Raw genomic sequence first — 21,957 nt, 5'->3', positions numbered from 1 at the left:
TTCGTCGAGAAAGCGTCGTGAAGGCGTCTGGTTTCGACGTCCGTCGGGTACCCTCCGTATGCCGTAGCCGCGACTGTTAGACGAACGCAGGTCCGAAGCGAGTTGCGATACGTTCGGTCGACTCGAACAGCTCGCGCAGAATGTTACTCGTGCAGGTCGGCTGCACGTACAGGTAGAACGCGACGTCAGGAAGGCGCGGCAGACCGTCTCCCTCGGTCAGCACCCGCATATTCGCGTCGAGTAGTTCGGTGGTCCGCGCAGTGACCCCAAGGCCTGCACTGATCGCGGCCTTGATGCCCGTTAGCGTTGGGGAAATGAAACTCGTCCGCCACGAAATGCCGTGCGCGTCGAGTTGGGCGATCGAGAGCTTGCGAAAGAGGCTCAACTCGTCGGCCATGACGAGCGGCACCGGCTCCCCCGGGTTGAACGTGAAATCTTCCGCGCAGATCCATACCATCGGCGACGTGCGCAGCTTCACGCCCGGAAAGGCTTCGTCGTAGCGCGTCGAAATCACGAGGTCGAGTTCGCCCTCGCGCAACGCGTCCATCAGGAAGGGGCTGCGACCGACGTTGATTTCCATCTGCAGCTCGGTCGAGAGCTTGGATAGACGTCTCAGCATGTTAGGCAGGATCGAATCCGCCACGTCGTGCGGCGACCCGATCCGGACTTTCTCGCCCGCGCCTCTCGAACGCGCGAGCTGCACCGCCTGGTCGTTGAGTGCGAGGATCCTCTGCGCGTAAGCGAGCAGCCTCGATCCATCCGTCGTCATCGTCTTCTGCCGGCCACGCTTTTCAAACAGCACGCAGCCCACTTCCTGTTCGAGCCGCTGCATCTGCTGCGTGATCGCGGACTGGGTACGCCCGACCTGTTCGGCCGCCGAGGCGAACGTTTCGCGCTGCGCAATGGCAACGAAAGTGCGTAGCAGGTCAATATCGAGGTTTTGCATTCCGGGATCCAATAGTTCAGCGACGCTAATGCTTTCCGGCAAAGAATTAAATTGTTAGCCAAAATTTTGAACGATAAGCTTGCTGTTACTCAAGCAGAATTTATGCAACCGGAAGCATGCGAGCGCGCCGGCACAGATCGGCGACGCACGAAGGCACGGCTCCAGGCAGCGCCGGTCATCGCAGAGACTTCCCTTCTGGAGGAGACCCCGCTCTATGTGGCAACGAAAACTCGCCTTCCTGATGATCACCATCCTCGCCGGCGTAAGCAGCGTGCATGCGGATGAACTTGCCGACATCAAGGCTCGCGGCACGCTCGTGTGCGGCACGCAGAACGCCAGCGAACCGTATGCCTTCCCCGATCCCAACACACGCCAGATCGTCGGCTTCGATGTCGACGTATGCCGCGCGCTTGCCCAAGGGCTTGGCGTCAAGCTCGAGCATCGAACGCTGTCGACCGATGCGCGCATCCCCGAGCTGAAGACGCATCGCGTCGACGTGCTTGCTGCCGCCATGGCCTGGTTGCCCGCCCGCGCCGCGCAGGTCGACTACAGCGACCAGTACTACGTCGCGCCTATCCGTGTGCTCGTGCGCGCCGACTCCTCGATCCAGAACCTCGAACAGTTGAGCGGCAAGAAAATCGCCGCGTCCGAAGGGTCGAGTTCAGCGGCAGTGTCCGTCACGCGTCTGCCGAACTCGAATCTGCTGACCTTCCACGATATTCCGTCGGCATTCCTCGCACTCCAGCAAGGCAAGGTGGAGGGGCTCGTCGCCGGCCAGAACATCCTCGCGCGCTTTGCGAATGAAGCCGCGCAAAAGGGCGGCCCGCAATACCGCTTGCTGGCTGCGCCGGTGTATGAGGAGCGCTGGGGCGTGGTGATAAACAAGAACGAGCCGGCGTTGATGGCTGCGGTCAACAAGGTTCTGCACGACTACGACAAGTCGAGCGGATTGCAGCAGAGCTTCGACAAATGGCTCGGCGTGAATTCGCCGTACAAGTTCACGCGCGACTACAAGGTCGAGCCGATCCGGACGCAGTAAGCGCACGCGCTTCACGCGAAGCACGCGGCTTCGCACGGAAGTCGCCGAGGCGGCGCCAGTGAGTACTCTTCGCACCGCCCCGGTGATGCTCTTCATCGCCTCTGACGACCCGCCCCAGCATGTTCGACTTTTCATTTCTGCTCGATGACGGTTATCTGCCGCTATTGCGCCACGGCGTGCTCACCACTTTGCAGCTCTTTATCGTCTCGGGCCTGCTCGCGATCGTCGTGGCCGTCGTACTCGCTACGCTGCGCGCGCTGCCAGCCAAAGCGTGCAAGGCCTTCGTGATCGCCGTCGTCGAATATCACCGCAACGTGCCGATGCTCGTGCAGATTCTCGTGTGGTATTTCGGCGTGCCGCAACTGCTGCCCGCGCCGCTCTTTCACTGGGTCAACGCCGGGAATACGGAGTTCTTCTTCGCCACGATCGCGCTGTCTCTCAACTACGGCGCATTCATGTCGGAAGACCTGCGCTCCGGCTTGCGCTCGATTCCGTACACCCAGCACGAGGCGGCGTGCTCGATCGGCCTCACGTACCTGCAGGCGTTTCGCTACGTGGTCCTGCCGCAAGGTATGCGTGTGGCGCTGCCGGGGCTGCTCAACCAGGCGCTGCGTCTCTTCAAGGACAGCTCGCTCGCCATGGCGATCGGCGTGCACGAACTGCTGTACAACACTCGCCAGATCGACAACCTGACGTTTCGCACCTTCGACGTATTCCTCGTCGCAACAGTCCTCTATCTGATCGGCACGCTCGCGCTCATGGCGCTGGCGGATCACTTCGCGAAGCGTCGTACGACGCCGCTCGGGACCTGAGCCATGTTCGACATCCTGCACAACTATCTCGCACTCTTTCTGGTCGGCAACTGGCCACATGGGCCGCTCGGTGGCGTGGCGATCACGCTCGTCATTTCGGCGCTCGGGCTCGTGGTGTCGTTTCCGATTGCGGTCGCAATCGGTCTCGCCCTTGTCTCCCCGTTGCGCGGATTGCGGCGCGCCGCCACGATCTGGACGCGTCTGATCCGCGGCATTCCGCTGTTGATGCTGATTTTCTGGGCCTATTTCGCGGTGCCGCTGCTGGTCGGCGCGGAAGTGTCGGCGGTCACGACGGCGGTGTGCGCGATCATCGTCTATGAAAGCGCGTTCCTCGCGCAGATCGTGCGTGCCGGGCTCGAAGGGCTGCCGCGAGGCCAGATGGAAGCCGCGCGCTCGAATGGTCTCTCGTGGCTGCAAAGCATGCGCTACGTGCAGTTGCCTCAGGCGCTCGCCAACATGCTGCCGTCGATCGTCAACCAGTTCGTCTCGATCATCAAGGCGACCTCGCTCGCGTACGTGATCGGCGTGCCCGAACTCACGTATTCGGCGGCGCAGGTCAACACAATCACGCTGACGAGCCCGCTGCAGACTTTCCTCGTGCTCGCTGGCTTCTATTTCATTCTGTGCTTCGCCATCTCGCGCTTCGCTGGGCGGCTGGAGCGCCGCATCGCCCGCCAGCGCGCGGGCCTTGCCTGACTTCGCAGGAGAGAAGCGCCATGACCATGCTCGCCTTCGAGAATGTGCACAAGCACTACGGTCAGCACCACGTGCTCAAGGGTATCGACGCCGTGATCGAACGTGGCGAAGTCGTCGTCGTATGCGGGCCGTCCGGCTCCGGCAAGTCGACGCTGATCCGGACCGTCACGCGGCTCGAAGCCATCGAGGAGGGACGCATCCTGTTCGAGGGGCACGACATCCAGGCGCGCGACGTGAAGCTCAACCGGCTGCGTGCCCGCATCGGCTTCGTGTTCCAGAGCTTCAATCTTTTCCAGAATCTCTCGGTCCGGCAGAACCTCATTCTCGGCCCGACAAAAGTGCTCGGCATGTCTCGCGACGAAGCCGTGGCGCAGGCCGAAAAGCTGCTCGCAAAGGTCGGGCTCGCGCACAAGATCGACGCGATGCCCGCGAATCTTTCGGGAGGCCAGCAGCAGCGCGTGGCGATTGCGCGCGCGCTCGCCATGAAGCCGCCGCTGATGCTGTTCGACGAGCCCACGAGCGCCCTCGACCCGGAAATGGTCCAGGAAGTACTGCAGGTGATGCGAAGCCTTGCCGATGAAGGCCTGACGATGATGATCGTCACTCACGAAATGAACTTCGCGCGCGAAGTTTCGAGCCGAGTGTGGTTCATGGACCAGGGCCAGTTGCTCGAAGATGCCCCGCCTGCCCGATTCTTTAGTCAACCTGAGCATGAGCGGGCGCGACGCTTCCTGCATGACGTGCATCGTTCCTCGCCGCGCGAACTCGTTGCGCAAGGCGCTGGCTGATCCGCGCGAACGTTCATCGCATCTACCTCATCCCCAAACGATTTCGAACCGGAGACCCGATCATCATGTCCACGCCATCCCTGTCCGCACAACGCGAAGCCGCCGTGGCCGAAGCGATTGCCGCAATGAAGACCGAACTCGCGCCCGCGGGCGAGACGCGCCCGGCGCTGGCCGCCGTGCTGGAGCAGGTCAAGTCGCTCGCCGCACGCCGCGAGCTGTGGCAGGAAGCCGAATTCCCGCCGCCTACCGACGGCGAACTGCAGGCTCGCTACCTCATTCACGAAGATGGCGACCAGACCTACGCGCTGTATCTGAACGTCATGCGCCCCGGCAAAAAGATCACGCCGCACAACCATACGACGTGGGCCTGCATCGCGGCGGTCGACGGCGTCGAGCACAACTACGTCTATCGCCGCACCGACGACGGCACGGCGCCCGGCGTAGGTTCAGTCGAGGTCACGCAGACCGTCGTGGTCGAACCCGGTCACGGCATCGCGCTCGCCTCGGACGACATTCACGCCGTCGAGATCAAGGGCGAAATGCCGATCCGTCATCTGCACATGTACGGCCGCGCGCTTGAAACGCTCACCGAGCGCATCACGTTCGACGTGCAAAACGGCACATATCAGGTGATGGGGATCGGCGTGAAGACGCGCCGCTAACACCGCCCGCTTATCCGGTCCGGCACGGCGCTCTCACGGCGCCGTGTCCAGCAAAGGTCCGCGCCCGCCGCGACGGACCGAGGCGCCGTATTGCCCACGCAATCGGTGTGGACCCGTTCAACCCTACGCAACGGCAATGCTTTCGACATGACCACTTTGCTCCCTTCGTTTACCGATGCCGCCACGCTCAAAGGCTGGTTGCGCGACGGCGCCGAGATCGCGCTTCTCGACGTGCGCGAGCACGGCCAGTACGGCGAAGCGCACCTCTTCCACGGCGTGCCGCTGCCCTATAGCCGCCTCGAACTCGAGATTGGACGTCTCGTACCGCGCCGCGCGGCGCGCGTCGTGCTCTACGACACCGATGCGACCATCGCGCTCGATGCGGCCGCGCGCCTCGCCGCACTCGGCTACACGGATGTGCACGTACTCAAGGACGGCGCCGAGGGATGGCGGCGCGCCGGATATACGCTATTCGCGGGCGTCAACGTACCCTCGAAGACGTTTGGCGAGCTGGTCGTGCATGCGTATCACACGCCGCACGTCACCGCGCTCGAACTCGCCGCGAAGCGCGAACGCGGCGAGCCGGTCGTGATCCTCGATGGCCGCACGCTCGGCGAATACCAGAAGATGACGATCCCCTCGTCGATCTGTTGTCCCAACGGCGAACTCGGTTATCGCATCCGCGAGCTGGTGCCCGACGCGAGCACGCCGATCGTCATCAACTGCGCGGGCCGCACGCGCAGCATCATCGGCGCGCAAACACTGATCAACCTTGGCATTCCCAACCCGGTGATGGCGCTCGCCAACGGCACGCAAGGCTGGTACCTCGAAGACCTGCCGCTCGAGCACGGCAGCACGCGCCGTTATCCGGATACGGTAACAGAGAACACGCTCGCGCCCATGGTCGAAGCGAGCCGCACGCTGGCCAGCCGCTTCGCGGTGCCCGAAGTCGACGCCGCCTCGTTCGCGCAGTGGGCCGGTGATACGACACGCACGCTGTATCTGTGCGATGTGCGCACGCCCGAGGAATTCGCAGCCGGATCGTTGCCCGGCGCGCAGCACACGCCGGGCGGTCAGCTTATCCAGGCCACGGATCAGTACATCGGCGTGCGCCATGCACGCATCGTGCTGTTCGATAGCGACGGCGTGCGCGCCCCGATCGTCGCGAGCTGGCTGCGGCAGCTGGGGCATGACGCGTACGTGCTGCCCGATGCGTTCGCAAGCGGCGTCTCGCTGCCGGTCCAGGCGCCGGCCGTGCAAACGACGCTGGCGTCAATCGACGTGCCCACGCTAGCCGACGCGCTGGCGCAGCAACGCGTGCAGGTGATCGACTTGCGCCCGAGCCAGAGCTACCGCAAGGCGCACGTGCCCGGCTCGCAGTGGGCTATTCGTCCGCGCCTTGCCAATCCGCGCGATCTGCACGCGGACCGCGACATCGTGCTCATTGCGGACGAGAGCGGCGTGGCCGAGCTGTTCGTCGCGGACTGGCGGCGACGCCAGCCCCACGACACGCGCAGCTTCAGGCTGCTCGCGGGCGGCTTGAGCGCGTGGACGTCGGCGGGAGAGGCCGTGATCAGCACGCCCGACATGCCGCCCGACGAAGCCTGTATCGACTACCTGTTCTTCGTGCATGATCGTCACGATGGCAACAAGGCGGCGGCGCGCCAGTATCTTGCGTGGGAAACCGGCCTGCTCGCCCAGCTCGACGCCGACGAACGCAGCGCCTTTCGTCTGGGCGAGGCCGCCGCGACGAAGTGAACAACGGGTGTGCGGGCAGTCCAGCACACCAAGGCAAACAAGAACCCACCGACACCGGCCCCCGTTTCCAGGTACATAAGCTCATGCCCCGCGATTCGCACTCCCCGCGCCTTGCTACCCGTCTCGTCAAAGGCGGCACGTCCACGGTCGTCAACGGCGGCCGCGCGGTCAATCCGCCCGTCGTGCGCGCCTCGACGGCGCTATTCGAAAGCATGGCCGATCTGAACGATGCCCGCCGCAGACGCAGCAGCGAGCGCCTGTTCACCTACGGCGCGCGAGGCAATCCAACCGGGTTCGCGCTCGAGGATGTCGTGTCCGGTCTCGAGGGAGGCTATCGCACAAGACTCTTCCCGACGGGTCTGGCTGCGATGACGATGGTGTTCCTCGCCTACCTTCGCCCCGGCGACCACGTGCTGATCTCTGATTGTGTCTATCAGCCGCTGCGCCACTTCGTTCGAACGTTCCTCGAGCCATGGGGGGTCAACGTTACATACTTTCGTGCTGACGGCTCCGATGCCGCTAGCCACATGACACCCCGCACCAGGCTCATTTACGCCGAATGCCCCGGCTCACTGGTCTACGAGCTATGCGATCTCCCAGCGCTTGCCGAGTTGGCGCATCGCCATGGAGCGCTACTGGCAGCCGACAACACATGGGGGTCCGGCGTGCAGTATCGACCGTTGACGCTGGGTGCCGACATTTCCATCATGGCGGCCACCAAGTACCTGAGCGGCCATTCCGACGTGATGATGGGAACCGTCACAACGACCGAAGCGGCCTGGCAGCCGCTCTCAACGATGAGCGACGCGCAAGGCGTTGCAGTCAGCCCGGACGACGCATACCTCGTGCTGCGTGGCACGCGCACGTTAGGTGCCCGGCTGGCGATGCACGAAAAGCATGCGCTCGAGGTCGCACACTGGCTCGCGGCGCAGCCCATTGTTGCCCGCGTATTCTGTCCTGCACTGCCGGAACACCCGGGCCACAAGCTATGGCAACGCGACTGTAGTGGCACAAACGGGCTGATTTCACTCGAACTATCCGACGTGTCGCCCGATGCGGCCGCACGCTTTGTCGACGGCCTGGCGCTATTCGGCATCGGCGCCTCATGGGGCGGCTTCGAAAGCCTCGCGACGGTCGTCAACGTCGCTGACACGAGAATCTGCGAAGACTGGCGGACCGCTGGACCGATCGTGCGACTGCATATAGGACTGGAAGACCCGCATGACCTCATCGACGATCTTGCGCAAAGCCTTAATGCGGTGACCAGGGACCGGGCGTAGCCAGTGCCACGCTACATTGCCAAACGAGTTCAATCTCGGCCGGCGCCAGTTCGCGCCCGCGCAGCAGTCTCCAAAAGATTGCGCGCTGGCCTGGATGCGCGCGATCGTGCAATGATCATCGATCCCGTTGCCTCTGACCATGTCTCGTCCATCATGTCAGTGGCGCCCAATCAAAGGCTGCGGATACCAGCAGCGATTGGGTGCAGGCGATCTCTGCTGAATCATGCAAAATAGTCGACATCCAGGATGCGGAGGCTGGTCGTGGGCGTGAACTTTGACTTGAATGATTTGCAGGCGTTTCGCGCGGTGGTGGAGCTGGGAAGCTTCCGAAAGGCCGCGGAGGCGGTGAGCATATCCCAGCCAGCGTTGAGCCGCCGGATCGACAAGCTCGAGGAGGCACTCGGCGTGCGTCTCTTCGAGCGCACCACGCGCAGCGTCACGCTCACCACCGTCGGCCGCGTGTTCGCCCAAAGCGCAGAACAACTGCTCAATGATCTTGACGTCGCGCTGCTCGGCATTCGCGATGTTTCATCGACCCGCCTGGGTCATGTGACTATCGCGTGCGTGCCTTCGGTGGCGTATTACTTTCTGCCGGGCGTTATCGCGAACTATCATCGCCGCTTTCCACGCATCCGGGTCAAGCTCCTCGATTCGAGCGCCAACGAGGTGCTGGGCGCCGTCATCAGCGGCGAGGCTGATTTCGGCGTGAGCTTCATGGGCAGTCAAGAGTCCGAGATCGAGTTCAAAGTCCTGCTGCAGGAGCGGTTTGTTGCTGCCTGCCGCCGCGACCATCCCCTCGCACGCAAGAAGCGTGTGACCTGGGACGAGCTCTACGAACACGACTACGTCTCGGTCGACAAGACTTCCGGTAACCGCCTGTTGCTCGACCAGGCGCTCACTGCCGTGGCACCGCGAGCGCCGAGCGTTTGCGAGACACGGCACGTCACCACCATGCTCGGATTGATTGAAGCGGGGCTCGGCGTCGCCGCCGTGCCGTCTATGGCCATGCCCGGACATGACCACCCAATCCTCACGAGCGTGCCGCTCGTCGAACCGGTGGTGAAACGACGCGTGGGAATCGTAAGACGGCGCGGACGGCCGCTCACACCGGCTGCAGAGGAGTTTCACCGGACGATCATCGAGACGAAGCGCGCCGGCATCGCACGCAATGATGCCGTGGGCAACAGAGCGACGACGACAGCGAAGACGAGAAGGAAGACCGCATCGTGAGGCTGGCTGAGACAAGCCTTCCCATGCTTCTGCCTCAACGCGGGGAGACGGAATCGAGCCCGGTCGATCTCACTTCGGGTTGCACATCGGGCGATGCGAGATAGTCGAGGAGCGCCTTCGCTTCCTTCGGATGCTGCGCGCCCACGGGGATTCCGCCGGCGAAACGCGTGACGGACTGCAGAGACTCGGGAATCTTGCCAACGAACGTGGCACCCTGGACGGGCAGCAGTTCGCTCACCTGCTGGAAGCCGATTTCGTAGTCACCGTTCGCCACCACCGACGCCACGGGAATGCGCGGGATCATCTTCGCCTTCGACCTGACCTGGTCCTCGATGCCGAGCTTCCCGAACAACTCTCGCTCGATATAGACGCCGCTCGCGCTGTCCGAGTAGGCAATCGATTTCGCATGCAGCAAGGTCTGCCTGAGGCCTTCAGCCGAGCCGATGTCGGGCTTCGCCGCACCTTCACGCACGACCATGCCGATGCGCGAATCGGCCAGCTCGACCCGCGATCCGGGAATGACCTTGCCTTGCTTGATCAGCTCGTCAAGTGCGTAGCCGACCATGATGACGACGTCCGCAGGCTCGCCACGCTCGAGCCTGTTGGGGATCGCTTCGGGCGATTTGCCCATCGAGGGCCCAAGCGCGGTGTCGAGCGTGTTGCCCGTCTGGGAAGCGAACCTTGGGCCGAGCACCTTGTACGCGGCGGTGAAGCCGCCCGAGCTCATGACGTGCAGGTCGGCGGCCTGCACGTTCGCCGCAGCGGCCGAGGTTGCGACGAGCGCTGCCGCGCAAAGTTTCAGAAGCAGGTTTCTCATGGTTGTGGTCGTGCAGGGTTGCGATGGGTGCGGGGGAAGCGCATCAGTGCGCCGGCGTCAGAGTCGGTGCGCGGCGGCGATAGAGCGCGAACGTCGCCAAAAGGGCGCACGCTGCGGCGAGGCTCATCCAGTAGCCGGGTGCGGCCTTGTCGCCTGTCATATGAATGAGCGCTGTCGAGATCGCGGGCGTGAAGCCGCCGAACACGGCCGTAGCGAGGCTGTAGGCGAGCGAGAAGCCAGCAACGCGTACCTGCACCGGCATCACTTCCGTGAGCGCGACGACCATCGCGCCATTATAGATTCCGTACATGAACGAGAGCCAAAGGAGGACGAGCAGCATGTTGACGAAGCTCGGCGCGTGAGCGAGCAGCGACAGTGCCGGATATGCGGTCGCGATGGCGAGCACCGTCATGCCGACGAGGAGCGGCCGGCGGCCGATCTTGTCGGAGAGCGCCCCGCCGATCGGGAGCCACACGAAGTTCGACACGCCGACACACAGCGTCACGAGCAGACTGTCGGCGGTGCTCAGGTGCAGGACTGTCTTGCCGAAAGTCGGCGCGTAGACCGTGATGAGATAGAAGCTCGTGGTGGTCATCGCCACCAGCATCATGCCGGCGACGACGACAGCCCAGTTCTGGACCAGCGTGCCGAATACTTCCTTCATGCCCGGACGATGCTGGCGCGCCTTGAACTCCTGCGTTTCCTCCAGATTGCGACGCAGCATGAAGATAAACGGCACGATCATGCAGCCGACGAAGAACGGTACGCGCCAGCCCCATGCGGCGATGGCCGGTGCGCTCAGCCATTGGTTGAGCGCGAAGCCGAGGCCCGCAGCGACGACAATCGCTACCTGCTGGCTCGCGGACTGCCAGCTCGTGAAGAAACCTTTGCGGCCGGGCGTGGCCATCTCGGCGAGATACACCGACACGCCGCCCAGTTCGGCGCCCGCCGAGAAGCCCTGTAGCAGCCGCCCGAGCAGCACGAGCGCGGGCGCGAGAAATCCGATCGTCGCATAGCCCGGTACGAACGCGATCAGGATGGTGCCGCTCGCCATGATGGAAAGCGTGGCGATGAGGCCCTTTCGGCGGCCGACGTCGTCGATGTAGGCGCCAAGCACGATCGCGCCCAGCGGCCGCATCAGGAAGCCGGCACCGAAGACCGCGAACGTCATCATCAACGAGGCGAACTCGCTCCTGGCGGGAAAGAAAACGTTGGCGATCTGCGTGGCGTAGAAGCCGAACAGGAAGAAGTCGAACTGCTCCAGGAAATTCCCGGCCGTTACGCGGAAAACCGCGGCGGCCTTTGAACGTCTGGTCGAAAGATTAGACGACGGGTGCATCGAGGTGTCTCCTGAATTGCGGAACATGCGCGGCGTTCCGGTCGATTGCGGTTTTTGGCAATGTTCGCCCGGAGCCGGCAAATCGATAAGTGCAATTTTCGGAACGATTGATGTTCTATCGTTATCAATCGACGTTGAAGCCGCCGCGCCGTTTCGTGTGCCGCCACGCGGCGGCGATCGTCACTGGCCCACCACCCGCGTATTGATACGCGTCTGAATGCTGATTACGAGTCGGCTTTGAAGCGCGATTGCGCCACTCGAGGGGGCGACGTGAACGGCGGAAACGAAGAACCTCCGCGCGGTGCAATTGCCGCTCGGACGTACAAAGCTCGAGAGGACCGTTCGCTACCTCGGCATTGAGATCGACGATGCTATTGAAATGGCAGAGCGAACCGAAGTATGACGGCGACTGGCCGACGAGCGGTCGCTTGCCGGCCAGGAAGCGACGTTAGAGCCAAAAGCATAGTCGGCTGCTTCTCAAGCCTTAACGGACGTTCACGCACTCCCAATCGGGCTCTACTCGATCTTCGGTTCAGTTGAAGTCTTTGTAGATTTATCGACTCGCGCCTGATTTCCTGGACTCATCCACCGACACAGTTCGACGCCACGAATTGCGTGAGATACGACTTAGGGTCTCTCCACCAACGAGCGCCAACTACAGCAGCGAAGTTGCCGACACCATCCCTCTGACGCGACGGCGTCGCTAATCGTGGCTATGCGACAGACCATCTGCGGATAGCGAAGGGATTGAGCACCTGCGCTTGCTCAGGTAACTGGCACGAACTCTCCTTCGGCGAAGAACCACGCCGACATCGTCCGTGCCAGTTCGAGCACGACCTCCGCGTCGGTCCGGCCGGAGGACGCGCGCACGTGGAACGAATGATCTGCGTCGTCCACCACATGCAGCGTGGCGCGTGGCCCAAGCGTCTCTACGACCGACCTCAGCAGGTGAAGCTCGGCCAGCTTGTCGCGCGTGCCCTGCAGGAAGAGAATCGGCACCGTGACGTCCGCCAGGTGCCGTGCCCGCTCCACGCCGGGCGCGCCCGCCGGGTGCAGTGGGAATGCGACGAAAGCGAGGCCACGCACGCCGTCGAGCGGGGAGATGGCTTGGGCCTGCGACGTCATGCGGCCGCCGAACGACCTGCCGCCCGCGAAGAGCGGCAGGGCTGGCAGCCGCCGGCGGGCCTCCGCGACTGCTGCCTGCACGGCAGCATGCGCCACGGCCGGCGAGTCCACCCGCTTCGAGCCCCGCTCCATGTACGGAAACTGGTAGCGCAATGTGGCGACATCGGCCGCCGCAAGCGCGTCGGCCAATGACGACATACCGGCATGCTGCATGCCCGCCCCGGCACCGTGCGCGAAGACATACAGGGCTCGCGCGTGCTCCGGCACCCGGAGGAGCGCAGAGACCTTAGTGCCGTCGGGCAGTGCCAGGGAAAGCGATTCTGGGTCGTCCATCGTATTCAGGTCGTGTCGTTGTGGCCATTGCGCCGATTCTGCATCAATAAGGCATCGGGGAGCGTTTGTGGCGGCGTCCGGCAAGGCATTGCGCAGGCGGAGTTTGCCGGCCGATCCATGGAGCGCGCGCCCGTCGTGAACGGCGCCGCAGTCGCGATATGTCTAGTGCCGCACTGCTCGTTACGGCCTACATAGACCTTTCAATCACGAAGCGCTGCTCAAGAATTAAGCACCCACTGGCGACCGGGTGTCGCACTGCACACACGGGTAAAACCTTTATAGTGGCAGCGTTTGGGTCGCCCCTCTTTTTGCAGTGCGGTCCAGATCGCCAGGCGCGATCGGACCCCGTGTGCGGCCTTGCCGGTTGTCGACAGCCATGGCGTCGAAGTGATTCGGCCCCCTGTCAGCTTCGCCAGTTTCTGCCTACACCTCGAAAGGAAGTCCCTGTGAAATACATTCCCCGCATCGCCGCATCTGCCGCCCTCGTCGTCGTCGCTTTGGCTGTTGTCACGTTCGCCCAGATCAAGTTCGCGCCCCAGTCCGCAGACAACAACCCGCTCGCACAGATCGTCCTCAACGTCGAGTCGCAACTGAACGGCTGATCCCCGTCGTCAAAGACAGGCGTCGTCGTCCTCGGCGCTCTCGCGCCAGTCGCCACCCGTCCCGCGGCACCACGCGCAAACGCAGCTATACCGCTACCTCACACTGCCCGACTTGCACCGGGCAGCCAAAACAACGGCCGTCGCAGCTGGTCAGGGGCGGCATCGGTTGGCCGCTGGGCTTTCTTACCCTTGCGCGGCGATATCAGCGCGGCGCCATCCGCAACGCGCCATCAAGCCGGATCACCTCGCCGTTCAAATAGCGGTTGCCGACGATATGCTCGACGAGCGCGGCGAACTCCGCGGGCTGGCCAAGGCGCTGCGGAAACGGCACGCCCGCGCCCAGCGCCTGCTGCACTTCGACGGGCATGGCGAGCAGCATTGGCGTTTCGAAAATGCCAGGCGCGATGGTCACCACGCGAATCCCGTTGCGCGCCAGTTCGCGCGCCGCCGGCAGCGTAAGCGAAACGACGCCGCCCTTCGAAGCCGCATAGGCCGACTGCCCGATCTGGCCATCGTACGCGGCTACCGAAGCCGTATTGACGATCACGCCGCGCTCGCCGCCGGCGTCGGGCGTATTGTTCGCCATCGCCACGGCGGCGAGGCGCATCACGTTGAAGGTGCCGATGAGGTTGACGCTCACGACCTTCGCGAACAGATCGAGCGAATGCGCGCCCTCTTTGCCGACGATGCGCTGCGCCGGTGCGATCCCCGCGCAGTTGACCACGCCATGCAGCGCACCGAAGCGCTTCGTGACGAGCGCAATCGCTGCCTCGACGCTTGCTGCCAGCGTCACGTCCACCTCGACGGCCAGAGCATGGCCGCCGCCAAGCGCCGCCTCGTCACGCGCACGGGCTACGTCGATATCGGCGAACACGACGTTCGCGCCGCGCTCGAGCAGATGACGGCCCACCGCCGCGCCGAGTCCTGAACCACCGCCCGTGATGAAAAACGTCTTGTCCTGCACAATCATCTGAGTCTTCTCCGTAGTTTTCCGTTAGTTATCCGATCTTTTAAATCGTCTCGCCCGCCAGCTCCGCGCGATACTTTTCGCGCACGTTGCGCGAACGCTCGTAGTTGCGTTCCTTGACGATACCGAAGCCGCGCACCGCACCCGGCACGCCGAGCAGGCCGACGGCCGACGCAAGCGTCTGATGCGTAAGCTTGCCGAGCACGAGGCGAACGTCGTCCTCGAATTCGCCGATCATCGCGCGCTCGATCACGCGGTCGCGTTGCCGTGCGAACGGATCGAATGGCGTGCCGCGCAGCGCCTTGCCGTGCTTGAGCACGCGCAGCAGCGGCTCGGCCCACACGCCACGCAGCGCGATCTTGTTGCGGCGTCCCGTTTGCGCGTCGCGGCGTGTGAGGATCGGCGGCGCCATGTGGAACGTCTTCTTGCCCGCCGTGCCATCGAACAAACCGGCGAGGTACGCGCCGAAACCGCCATCCGTGTGCAGGCGCGCCACCTCGTACTCGTCCTTATAGGCAAGCACCTTGAAGTAATGGCGCGCTGCCGCTTGCGCAAGCGCGCCGCGCGAGCCTTCAATTCCGCGCTCTGCCTGCGCGACGGTTTCGACCAGCGCACGATAGCGCTTCGCATAGGCGGCGTTCTGATATTGCGTCAGATCGCGCTCTCGCTCGGCCACGAAGCGCGCGAAATCGAACGGCGTGTCCGCGGCCGCAACGTCCGCTCCCGTCACGCGTTCGAGCGCGCGAGCATCTTGTGCGATCAAACGTCCCCAAAGGAACGCGCGCTCGTTCATCTTCACGGCCGCGCCATTGAGCCCGATTGCGCGCAGGATCGATGCTTCGGAAAGCGGCACGAGGCCCGACTGATACGCGTAGCCCACCATCATCATGTTCGAGGCAATGGCGTCGCCGAAAATCGCTTCCGCAGCCGCCGTGCAGTCCCAGAACACCGAGCCGTCCGCACCCATCGCGCTCTCGATCGCCGCTTGATGCACGACTTTGCTCACCGGCAGATCGCCGTCGCGTACGAAGTCGGCGGTCGCATTGATGCGCTCGTTCACGATCGCGCGCGCGCCGCTGGCCGGCAGGCGCGAGAGCGCGCCAGACGATGCCGCCACCACGGCGTCGCAGCCCAGCAGCACATTGGCCGCATGTGCGCCGATACGCGAAGTGGTGATGAGCCCGCGGCTCTGCGCGATCTGAACGTGGCTCAACACGGCGCCGTTCTTCTGCGCGAGCCCGGTGAAGTCGAGCGTCGAGGCGCCGCGCCCTTCGAGGTGCGCGGCCATGGCGAGTATCGCGCCGATCGTCACGACGCCCGTGCCGCCCACGCCGGTCACGACCATGCGCAGATGTTGCTCCAGCGGCTGTGGCACGCGTGCGGGCGGCGCGAGCGTGGCGCGCAGTTCCGCTTCGATGCGCTGAATGCGCGCGGCGTCCGGGCGCTTCGGCTCCATGCCTTCCACCGTCACGAAGCTCGGGCAAAAGCCCTTCACGCACGAGGTGTCCTTGTTGCAGCTCGATTGATTGATGGCCCGCTTGCGGCCCAGCTCCGTTTCGAGCGGCTCGATCGCGATGCAGTTCGACTGCACGGAACAGTCGCCGCAGCCCTCGCACACCGCCGGATTGATCACCACACGCGTGGGCGGATCGATCAGCTTGCCGCGCTTGCGGCGGCGGCGCTTTTCGGCGGCGCAGGTCTGGTCGTAGACGATCACCGAAACGCCCTTCTGCTCGCGCAGACGGCGTTGCAGCGCATCGAGCGCGTCGCGGTGCAAGAGCGTCACGCTCGCTGGCAACGCAAGCGAGCCCACGTACTGCTCGGGCCGGTCAGTCACCACAACGACTTCGTTCACGCCTTCGGCCTGGACCTGCGCCACCACGCGATGCACGGTGAGGCCGCCTTCGGCGGGCTGGCCGCCGGTCATCGCCACCGCGTCGTTGAAGAGGATCTTGTAGGTGACGTTCGCGCGCGCCGCCACGGCCTGGCGGATCGCCAGGCTGCCCGAGTGCTGGTAGGTGCCGTCGCCGAGATTCACGAACAGATGCGGCATGTCGGTAAAGGTCGACATGCCGACCCACTGCACGCCTTCGCCGCCCATCTGGCAAAACGTCGCCGTGTTGCCTGCCTCACCGAGCGCCATGATGTGGCAGCCGATGCCTGCCGCGGCATGCGAGCCGTCCGGCAGACGCGTCGACGTATTGTGCGGGCAGCCCGCGCAGAAGAAAGGCTTGCGGGTGAGCGGTTCGCCTTGCGGCACTTGCGAAAGCGCGATCACGCGCTGCGCGCCCGAACGCGCGTGGCTTGCGCCGGTAGCGACCAGCGGCACATCGATCTCGATGTGCCGGAAAAACCGCTGCAGCGCGTGCGCAAGCTGCTCGGGTGCGAACTCCATCGCGGCGGGAAGCAGCGGCTCGTGCTCGCCAAGCGTCTTGCCGTGCACGGACGGCCGCTCGTCGGCGCGCACGTTGAAGAGCGCTTCCTTGATTTGCCGCTCCACGAACGAGCGCTTTTCCTCCACGACGAACAGCGCCTGCATGCTGCGGGCAAACGCCTTGAGTCCTTCCGTTTCGAGCGGCCAGATCATGCCGACCTTATAAAGCCCGATACCGAGTTGTTCGAGGCGCTCTGCCGTGAGGCCCAACGCCTCGAACGCGGCCAGCAGGTCCGCATGCGCCTTGCCCACCGTCACGATGCCCACGCGCGCATGCGCAGGCCGCAGCAACGCGCGGTCGAGCGGATTCGCGCGCATGAAGGCGAGTGCGGCCGGCAGGCGCTCTTCGAGCACGCGGCGCTCCAGTTCGGCGCGCTCCGCGGGCCAGCGCAATTGCGGGTCGTAATTGAAGCCGCGCTGCGCAGGCACCGCGATGTCCGCGGGCAAACGCAACGGCACGCCGCGGCCCACGCGCATCGAACGGCCGCTTTCCACCGTCTCCGTAATCGCCTTGAAACCGACCCACAGTCCGCTGAAACGCGAAAGCGCGTAGCCCGTGAGCCCGTACTCGATGTACTCCTCTACCGACGCCGGAAAGAGAATGGGCATCATCGCGCCTTCGAAGACGTGATCTGTCTGGTGCGGAAACATCGACGACTGCGCCGCATGGTCGTCGCCCGCCACCGCCAGCACGCCGCCGTGCCGCGCGGTGCCGAGCATGTTCGCGTTGCGGAACACGTCGCCGGTGCGGTCCACGCCCGGCCCCTTGCCGTACCACATCGAGTACACGCCTTCCACACGTTTGCCGGGAAACGCATCGAGTTGCTGCGCGCCCCACAGCATGGTCGCGCCAAGGTCCTCGTTCAGGCCCGGCTCGAAGCGCACGTCGAAGTCCGCGAGCAGTGCCTTCTGGCGCCACAGTTCCTGATCGAATCCGCCGAGCGGCGAGCCGCGATAGCCGGAGACGAGACCCGCCGTTTTCAGGCCGGCATGCCGGTCCGCGCGCGCCTGTTCGATCAGGATGCGCACGAGCGCCTGGGTGCCGGTGAGAAACACCGCGCCGTCCTCGCGCAGGTAGCGGTCTTCGAGGCGATAGTCCGTATCGATCTGGCGGTCGGTCTCGACGGCTCGCATGTTCATGGTTGTCTCCGCTGTTCGGCTTGTGGGTATTAGCGGATTCTAGGTAGCCAATAGCGGCGATTCGTGCCAAACTGAGCCACAGAATGCTCGAGAATTAGCAACACTCGCCCCAAATACACCTTTTTCAGGGAAAGCTGGCCAATGAAATTCGACCGCGTGGATGTGGCCATCCTGCACGCCCTGCAGCGCGACGCGCACGTGAAGTCCGCGGACCTCGCGGAATCGCTCGGGCTTTCGCTCTCGCCGTTCTACCGGCGCATCCGTATGCTCGAAGAGCGCGGCGTCATCACGCAGTACGTCACGCTGCTCGATCAGGAGAAGGCAGGCTTTCCCGTCAACGCGTATGTGTCGGTGGCAATCGAGAAGAAGAACGAGACACGGCTAGCCGCGTTCGAGCGCGCGATCTCGAACTACGACGAAGTGATGGAGTGTTATTTGATGACGGGCGCGTTCGACTACATGCTGCGCGTGGTGGCGAGCGACATTGCGGGCATCGAGCGTTTCGTCATGACGCGCCTCACCAAGATCGAGGGCGTGCGTGACATTCACACTTCCGTGGCGCTGCGCCGCGTGGAGTACAAGACCGAGCTGCCGGTGCGCGTGCGCGACGAGTGATACGCGGCGCAACGCTGCCGTTCAGTCAGGATGTCAATGGAATCGCCGCGTGGCCAAAGACTTCACGCCTTTTGGCCCGTCTTGCGCGCCGCTCGCAACGGCCTCGCGGCCGCGCGCTTCTCCGGTGCGGTCTCACGATCGCGTACCTGAATTTCGTGGGTCGAACGCAGCGCGTCGAGCCGGCCTTCGAGCATGCCCACCTGGTGGCGCAAATCGCCTAGCTGCGTCTGCAGTGCCTGAATTTCGGCGCGCGCACTTTCCTCCGTGCGAGCCGCACGCTGCACGGCGGCTTCGGCGTCGCGCTGCAAACGCGCGTTCGCCGTGCGCTCGCGCTCGATTTCGAGCTGGGCGCGCTTCTCCGCTGCCTGCCAGCGCGTTTCCGCGAGTTCGGCGCTTGCGCGCAGCTTGTCGCGCTCGGCCGCAAAGTCGGCGCGCGCCTGGGTGAGCGCCGTGTCGCGTTCGCGGCTCGCCTCGCGCTCGCGCGCCAGTTCCGCTTCGAGTGCGCCGCGCGTGGCAACCGCTGCGGCTTGCGCTTGCTCCAGTTCCTGAATGCGCACCTGCGCCGTGAGCAGCGCGGCGGTGCGCTGTTCGAGCGCCACCTCCGTGTGGGCCAGGTCTGCGCGCACGGCGGCGGTCGCGCCTTCCGCGGCGCGGCGCGCGTCCTCCACTTCGAGCCGCAGCGCTTCGAGCGACGCCTGCGCGGCCGCCGTGGCGCGCGTCCAGAGCGCGCCCATCAGTTCGCCGGCGGCCCCTTGCAGATCCTCGGGCAGATCGGCGTGCTCGATACGCACGCGGCTCTTCTCGCGCAGGGTGGCCCAGAACTCCGAAAGCACTGCCGTAGGCGTGCTCATGCTGCCACGGCGCACGAGCTGATAGAGGCGATTGGCCGTGGGCGTGATGCCGTAACGGAAGAACATGAGCGCGCACACTTCGCGATACAGCTCACGCGTTTTGGGAAACTCGGCCTTGAGCCGTTCGATCTCGGCGGCGAGGCGTACTTCGTCGGGGGCGACGTCGGTCATGGGGCAGTGCGGGGCTGGAATGCGTCGATATTACAACGTAAAGCGTGCGATTCCTACCGCCAATGCCAGTGGGAACCCGGTTGCCTGCGTGCGTTGTTCGATTCGCCGGGCGGGCAAAACCCGGATCGCCTGGATCGACACCGCCGGGAACATAACGGCGAGCGAATATGATTCGGACTCCGACGTATCAGGAATCGTACAAGGAGTGTATATTGCGCACCTTGCCGAAGAGCCACTCAAAGAGCGAATGACCTTGCTCCTGTTCAGCGGGGAGCGCCGTCGTCAACTTGCCGATCTTGTCTTGCCGGTATGCCAATAGCTGGCATAGTTGCTTCGCGACTTCGGGGTGCTCCTTCAGGAACGAGGTCATGTCGTCCTTGCCGATCTCGAAAAGGACCGAAGGCGTCAATGCGGTGATGCAGACGTGCATGGGCAGGCCAGCCAGCAGTCCCGCTTCACCAAATGTTTCACCAGGACCGATCCGGGCAAGCTCGCGCTCACCCGTCGACTCACGGAACGTCACAGACAGCACACCCGCATAAATAATGGCGAGACTATCCGGCACGGTGTCCGGAGAGAGTATCTGTTGATCCGCCTGGTACTCGTGCCGGGATAGACGCTTCGCGAGCTGCGTCACCTCATCGGCACTCAAGCTTTCGAACAGCGACACGCGCTTGAGCAACGCCTCCTTCGCGTCACGCGCCTCCACCGCGGGCGCCGGCACGCCCAGCGCACGCAGTGACACCCCGGAGGCCGCAAGGTGCCGGTAGCACAAGTCGAACAGCTCGTTGGAGGTCACCCTTTTCTTGCCCATTTCGTCAACGAAACCGACCACCTCGTAATGGATCGAGTTCAGCGTCGCGCGCTGCATGCGGGCATAGGGCGCGGGCATCTTGAGGATGGCGTTGCTTCCGGTCAGCGCGCGTTCCAGTGCGTCGATCACGGTCTTCGGCCGTGCTTCAGGGTCGATCTCGAGCACGAGTGAAACGCCGTGAACATTTGCCGGCCGGCTGTTGTTCGAGATCTTCGCCTTGGAAGTCATGGCGTTCGGGACAATGAGCGTATTGCCTTGGCCGGTCAACAAGTGCGTGGCGCGCCAGTTCATTTCGACGACCTTGCCTTCCACATCGTCGATCGCGACCCAGTCTCCGACCGTGTACGGCTCCGTGGCGTTGAGCACGATTCCGGCGAATACGTCGCTAAGCGTGCTCTGGATTGCGAGGCCGAGCACGATAGCCAGTGCGCCCGATGTCGCGACCAGACCGCGCACCGGCAGTTCAAGCACGAACGCGAGCGCCGCAACGACCGCGGCGAGGAAAACGACGGCGCCGAAGACGTCAGAAAAGAGTCGTTGCTTTCGCCAGGCACGGGGCAGCAACAGTGAGTCGAGCGACAGGGTAAACAGACGTGCCGCCATCAGCCACCAGACGATTTCGAGCACTTGGGCCAACCAATGGAGTTCTGCCACTTCCCGGTACGGCGCCTGGCCGAACGGACTCATGCCCGATGAGAACAGTACCCAACTCAACGCCGCGAATAGCGCCAGCCGTATGAAGAGCCTGACGAAATCATGGGGAGGAATCCGCGCGCGCCACACGACGACATCGACGAAAACAATGCTCAAACCAACAATTAGCGGGTATTTCACGGGCGGCTCCCGGCTGGAAAGGCCTAACGCCGATGTTGGGACTGCGGGAAGTCGCTAATTCTGCCACGGGCGCACATGCCGGGGCGACCGGGTGGCAATTGAAGTCTGGGAGCGTCCTGGGGCGGGCCCGGATTCGGGCGGCAGAAAGGCGCGGGTTGCGGTGCTGCGTCTTCTCGTGCGCCTCGAGGGCAGGCGCACTGGCCGGCACATTGCATGCCGGCCGGTTTCTCGTCATGAACGTGGCGATATTTCGGGCGGCGAGCCCTCGTGAAAGAGCTGGCTGAGTTGCGCGCGCAGTTCGGGCGAATCGGCGTGACGATGCACGCTCACCGCGTGTTGCACGGCAGCTTCCAGAAGCTCCGAATCCGAGTCCGCCGAGATAGCAACCGTGCAGTTCATCTCACTGGGAAACTCCCTGCAGTCAATGTACTTTCGCGTCATGGTGGAAACTCTCGCTGGGCGGGTAAAAACACGCACGCATGCAGGCCGCGCGCGCGTGAAAATTATAGAATCCATGCATTGTGCTTGCTAAACTATTAAAGCGAATCCAGACGCGACAATAATCTGAATTAATTGCACGCGATTGTATTAATCAAGCTGCGTAATTTAGGTTATCTAATGAATCGACGAGGCTCTGTGGCTGCCTGGGTGCAATCCAGATTGTCACAAAGCGCTCGCCGCCCGGCCCCTCGCGGTCCGGCCAG

Annotated in this window: 19 protein-coding genes and 1 pseudogene; 11 read left to right on the top strand and 9 right to left on the bottom strand. The window is 63.9% G+C overall.

The genetic code is table 11. The features are described 5' to 3' along the window. Positions 1-76: 76 nt before the first annotated feature. Positions 77-946 carry a LysR substrate-binding domain-containing protein gene (locus tag E1N52_RS13290; protein ID WP_133183237.1) on the bottom strand — a complete coding sequence of 290 codons (870 nt, stop codon included), beginning with the start codon at positions 944-946 and terminating at the stop codon, positions 77-79. Positions 947-1,160: 214 nt separating this feature from the next. Between E1N52_RS13290 and E1N52_RS13285 the strand changes: the two genes are divergently transcribed. The 8 genes from E1N52_RS13285 to E1N52_RS13250 all read left to right on the top strand — a co-directional run bounded on the left by E1N52_RS13285 (position 1,161) and on the right by E1N52_RS13250 (position 9,211). Further along, positions 1,161-1,985: a transporter substrate-binding domain-containing protein gene (locus E1N52_RS13285; protein ID WP_133183236.1), complete on the top strand. Its 825-nt coding sequence runs from the start codon at positions 1,161-1,163 to the stop codon at positions 1,983-1,985. A 119-nt stretch (positions 1,986-2,104) separates the two neighbouring features. Then, positions 2,105-2,797, top strand: coding sequence for an amino acid ABC transporter permease (locus tag E1N52_RS13280; RefSeq protein ID WP_133183235.1), 693 nt, complete (start codon positions 2,105-2,107; stop codon positions 2,795-2,797). Between the two features lie 3 nt (positions 2,798-2,800). Beyond that, entirely contained in the window at positions 2,801-3,493 is a 693-nt protein-coding gene (locus tag E1N52_RS13275) for an amino acid ABC transporter permease (RefSeq protein WP_133183234.1), read from the top strand. A 26-nt stretch (positions 3,494-3,519) separates the two neighbouring features. Further along, complete coding sequence (locus E1N52_RS13270) at positions 3,520-4,281, top strand: amino acid ABC transporter ATP-binding protein (RefSeq protein WP_133183259.1); 762 nt, start codon at positions 3,520-3,522, stop codon at positions 4,279-4,281. 65 nt (positions 4,282-4,346) lie between these two features. Further along, positions 4,347-4,943 (top strand): cysteine dioxygenase family protein, encoded by a 597-nt coding sequence (locus E1N52_RS13265; protein WP_133183233.1) that lies wholly within the window; start codon positions 4,347-4,349, stop codon positions 4,941-4,943. 147 nt (positions 4,944-5,090) lie between these two features. Then, the gene (locus E1N52_RS13260) at positions 5,091-6,701 is read left to right on the top strand and encodes a rhodanese-like domain-containing protein (protein WP_133183232.1); all 1,611 of its coding nucleotides are present in this window, start codon (positions 5,091-5,093) and stop codon (positions 6,699-6,701) included. Between the two features lie 83 nt (positions 6,702-6,784). Beyond that, positions 6,785-7,981: a cystathionine beta-lyase gene (gene metC / locus E1N52_RS13255; protein ID WP_133183231.1), complete on the top strand. Its 1,197-nt coding sequence runs from the start codon at positions 6,785-6,787 to the stop codon at positions 7,979-7,981. A gap of 261 nt (positions 7,982-8,242) precedes the next feature. Further along, the gene (locus tag E1N52_RS13250) at positions 8,243-9,211 is read left to right on the top strand and encodes a LysR family transcriptional regulator (protein WP_133183230.1); all 969 of its coding nucleotides are present in this window, start codon (positions 8,243-8,245) and stop codon (positions 9,209-9,211) included. A 34-nt stretch (positions 9,212-9,245) separates the two neighbouring features. Here the strand turns inward: E1N52_RS13250 and E1N52_RS13245 are convergent, their stop codons facing one another. Next, positions 9,246-10,028, bottom strand: a complete 783-nt coding sequence (locus E1N52_RS13245; RefSeq protein ID WP_133183229.1) for a substrate-binding domain-containing protein — start codon at positions 10,026-10,028, stop codon at positions 9,246-9,248. Positions 10,029-10,071: 43 nt separating this feature from the next. Then, complete coding sequence (gene tcuC / locus E1N52_RS13240; RefSeq protein WP_133183228.1) at positions 10,072-11,367, bottom strand: MFS transporter; 1,296 nt, start codon at positions 11,365-11,367, stop codon at positions 10,072-10,074. A gap of 283 nt (positions 11,368-11,650) precedes the next feature. Here tcuC and E1N52_RS44825 point away from each other — a divergent pair. Next, a pseudogene (locus E1N52_RS44825) lies at positions 11,651-11,770 on the top strand (integrase); the annotation flags it as partial. 362 nt (positions 11,771-12,132) lie between these two features. On the opposite strand, the gene E1N52_RS13230 reads toward E1N52_RS44825, so the two are convergent. Continuing rightward, the gene (locus E1N52_RS13230) at positions 12,133-12,825 is read right to left on the bottom strand and encodes an alpha/beta hydrolase family protein (protein ID WP_133183227.1); all 693 of its coding nucleotides are present in this window, start codon (positions 12,823-12,825) and stop codon (positions 12,133-12,135) included. Between the two features lie 446 nt (positions 12,826-13,271). On the opposite strand from E1N52_RS13230, the gene E1N52_RS44035 reads away from it, so the two are divergent. Further along, complete coding sequence (locus tag E1N52_RS44035; RefSeq protein WP_165979373.1) at positions 13,272-13,427, top strand: hypothetical protein; 156 nt, start codon at positions 13,272-13,274, stop codon at positions 13,425-13,427. A gap of 202 nt (positions 13,428-13,629) precedes the next feature. On the opposite strand, the gene E1N52_RS13225 is transcribed toward E1N52_RS44035, so the two are convergent. Both E1N52_RS13225 and E1N52_RS13220 read right to left on the bottom strand, forming a co-directional pair. Next, positions 13,630-14,397 carry an SDR family NAD(P)-dependent oxidoreductase gene (locus tag E1N52_RS13225; protein WP_133183226.1) on the bottom strand — a complete coding sequence of 256 codons (768 nt, stop codon included), beginning with the start codon at positions 14,395-14,397 and terminating at the stop codon, positions 13,630-13,632. Between the two features lie 40 nt (positions 14,398-14,437). Then, positions 14,438-17,968 (bottom strand): indolepyruvate ferredoxin oxidoreductase family protein, encoded by a 3,531-nt coding sequence (locus tag E1N52_RS13220; protein WP_246089047.1) that lies wholly within the window; start codon positions 17,966-17,968, stop codon positions 14,438-14,440. A 141-nt stretch (positions 17,969-18,109) separates the two neighbouring features. Between E1N52_RS13220 and E1N52_RS13215 the strand changes: the two genes are divergently transcribed. Further along, on the top strand, positions 18,110-18,583 hold the full coding sequence (locus E1N52_RS13215; RefSeq protein ID WP_069263434.1) for an Lrp/AsnC family transcriptional regulator: 474 nt from the start codon (positions 18,110-18,112) through the stop codon (positions 18,581-18,583). A gap of 62 nt (positions 18,584-18,645) precedes the next feature. Here E1N52_RS13215 and E1N52_RS13210 read toward each other — a convergent pair whose 3' ends face one another. The 3 genes from E1N52_RS13210 to E1N52_RS13200 form a co-directional block, all read right to left on the bottom strand. After that, a complete protein-coding gene (locus E1N52_RS13210; RefSeq protein ID WP_133183225.1) occupies positions 18,646-19,605 on the bottom strand; it encodes a DNA-binding protein in 960 nt (319 codons plus the stop codon). A gap of 187 nt (positions 19,606-19,792) precedes the next feature. Next, entirely contained in the window at positions 19,793-21,253 is a 1,461-nt protein-coding gene (locus tag E1N52_RS13205; RefSeq protein ID WP_133183224.1) for a mechanosensitive ion channel family protein, read from the bottom strand. Between the two features lie 231 nt (positions 21,254-21,484). Then, complete coding sequence (locus tag E1N52_RS13200) at positions 21,485-21,694, bottom strand: DUF1059 domain-containing protein (RefSeq protein ID WP_069263432.1); 210 nt, start codon at positions 21,692-21,694, stop codon at positions 21,485-21,487. Between the last annotated feature and the right edge of the window lie 263 nt (positions 21,695-21,957).

This window comes from Paraburkholderia guartelaensis (assembly GCF_004353905.1).
GTDB lineage: Bacteria > Pseudomonadota > Gammaproteobacteria > Burkholderiales > Burkholderiaceae > Paraburkholderia > Paraburkholderia guartelaensis.
Note: the sequence above shows the minus strand (reverse complement) of the source record. Positions and strands in the feature narration are given on the sequence as shown.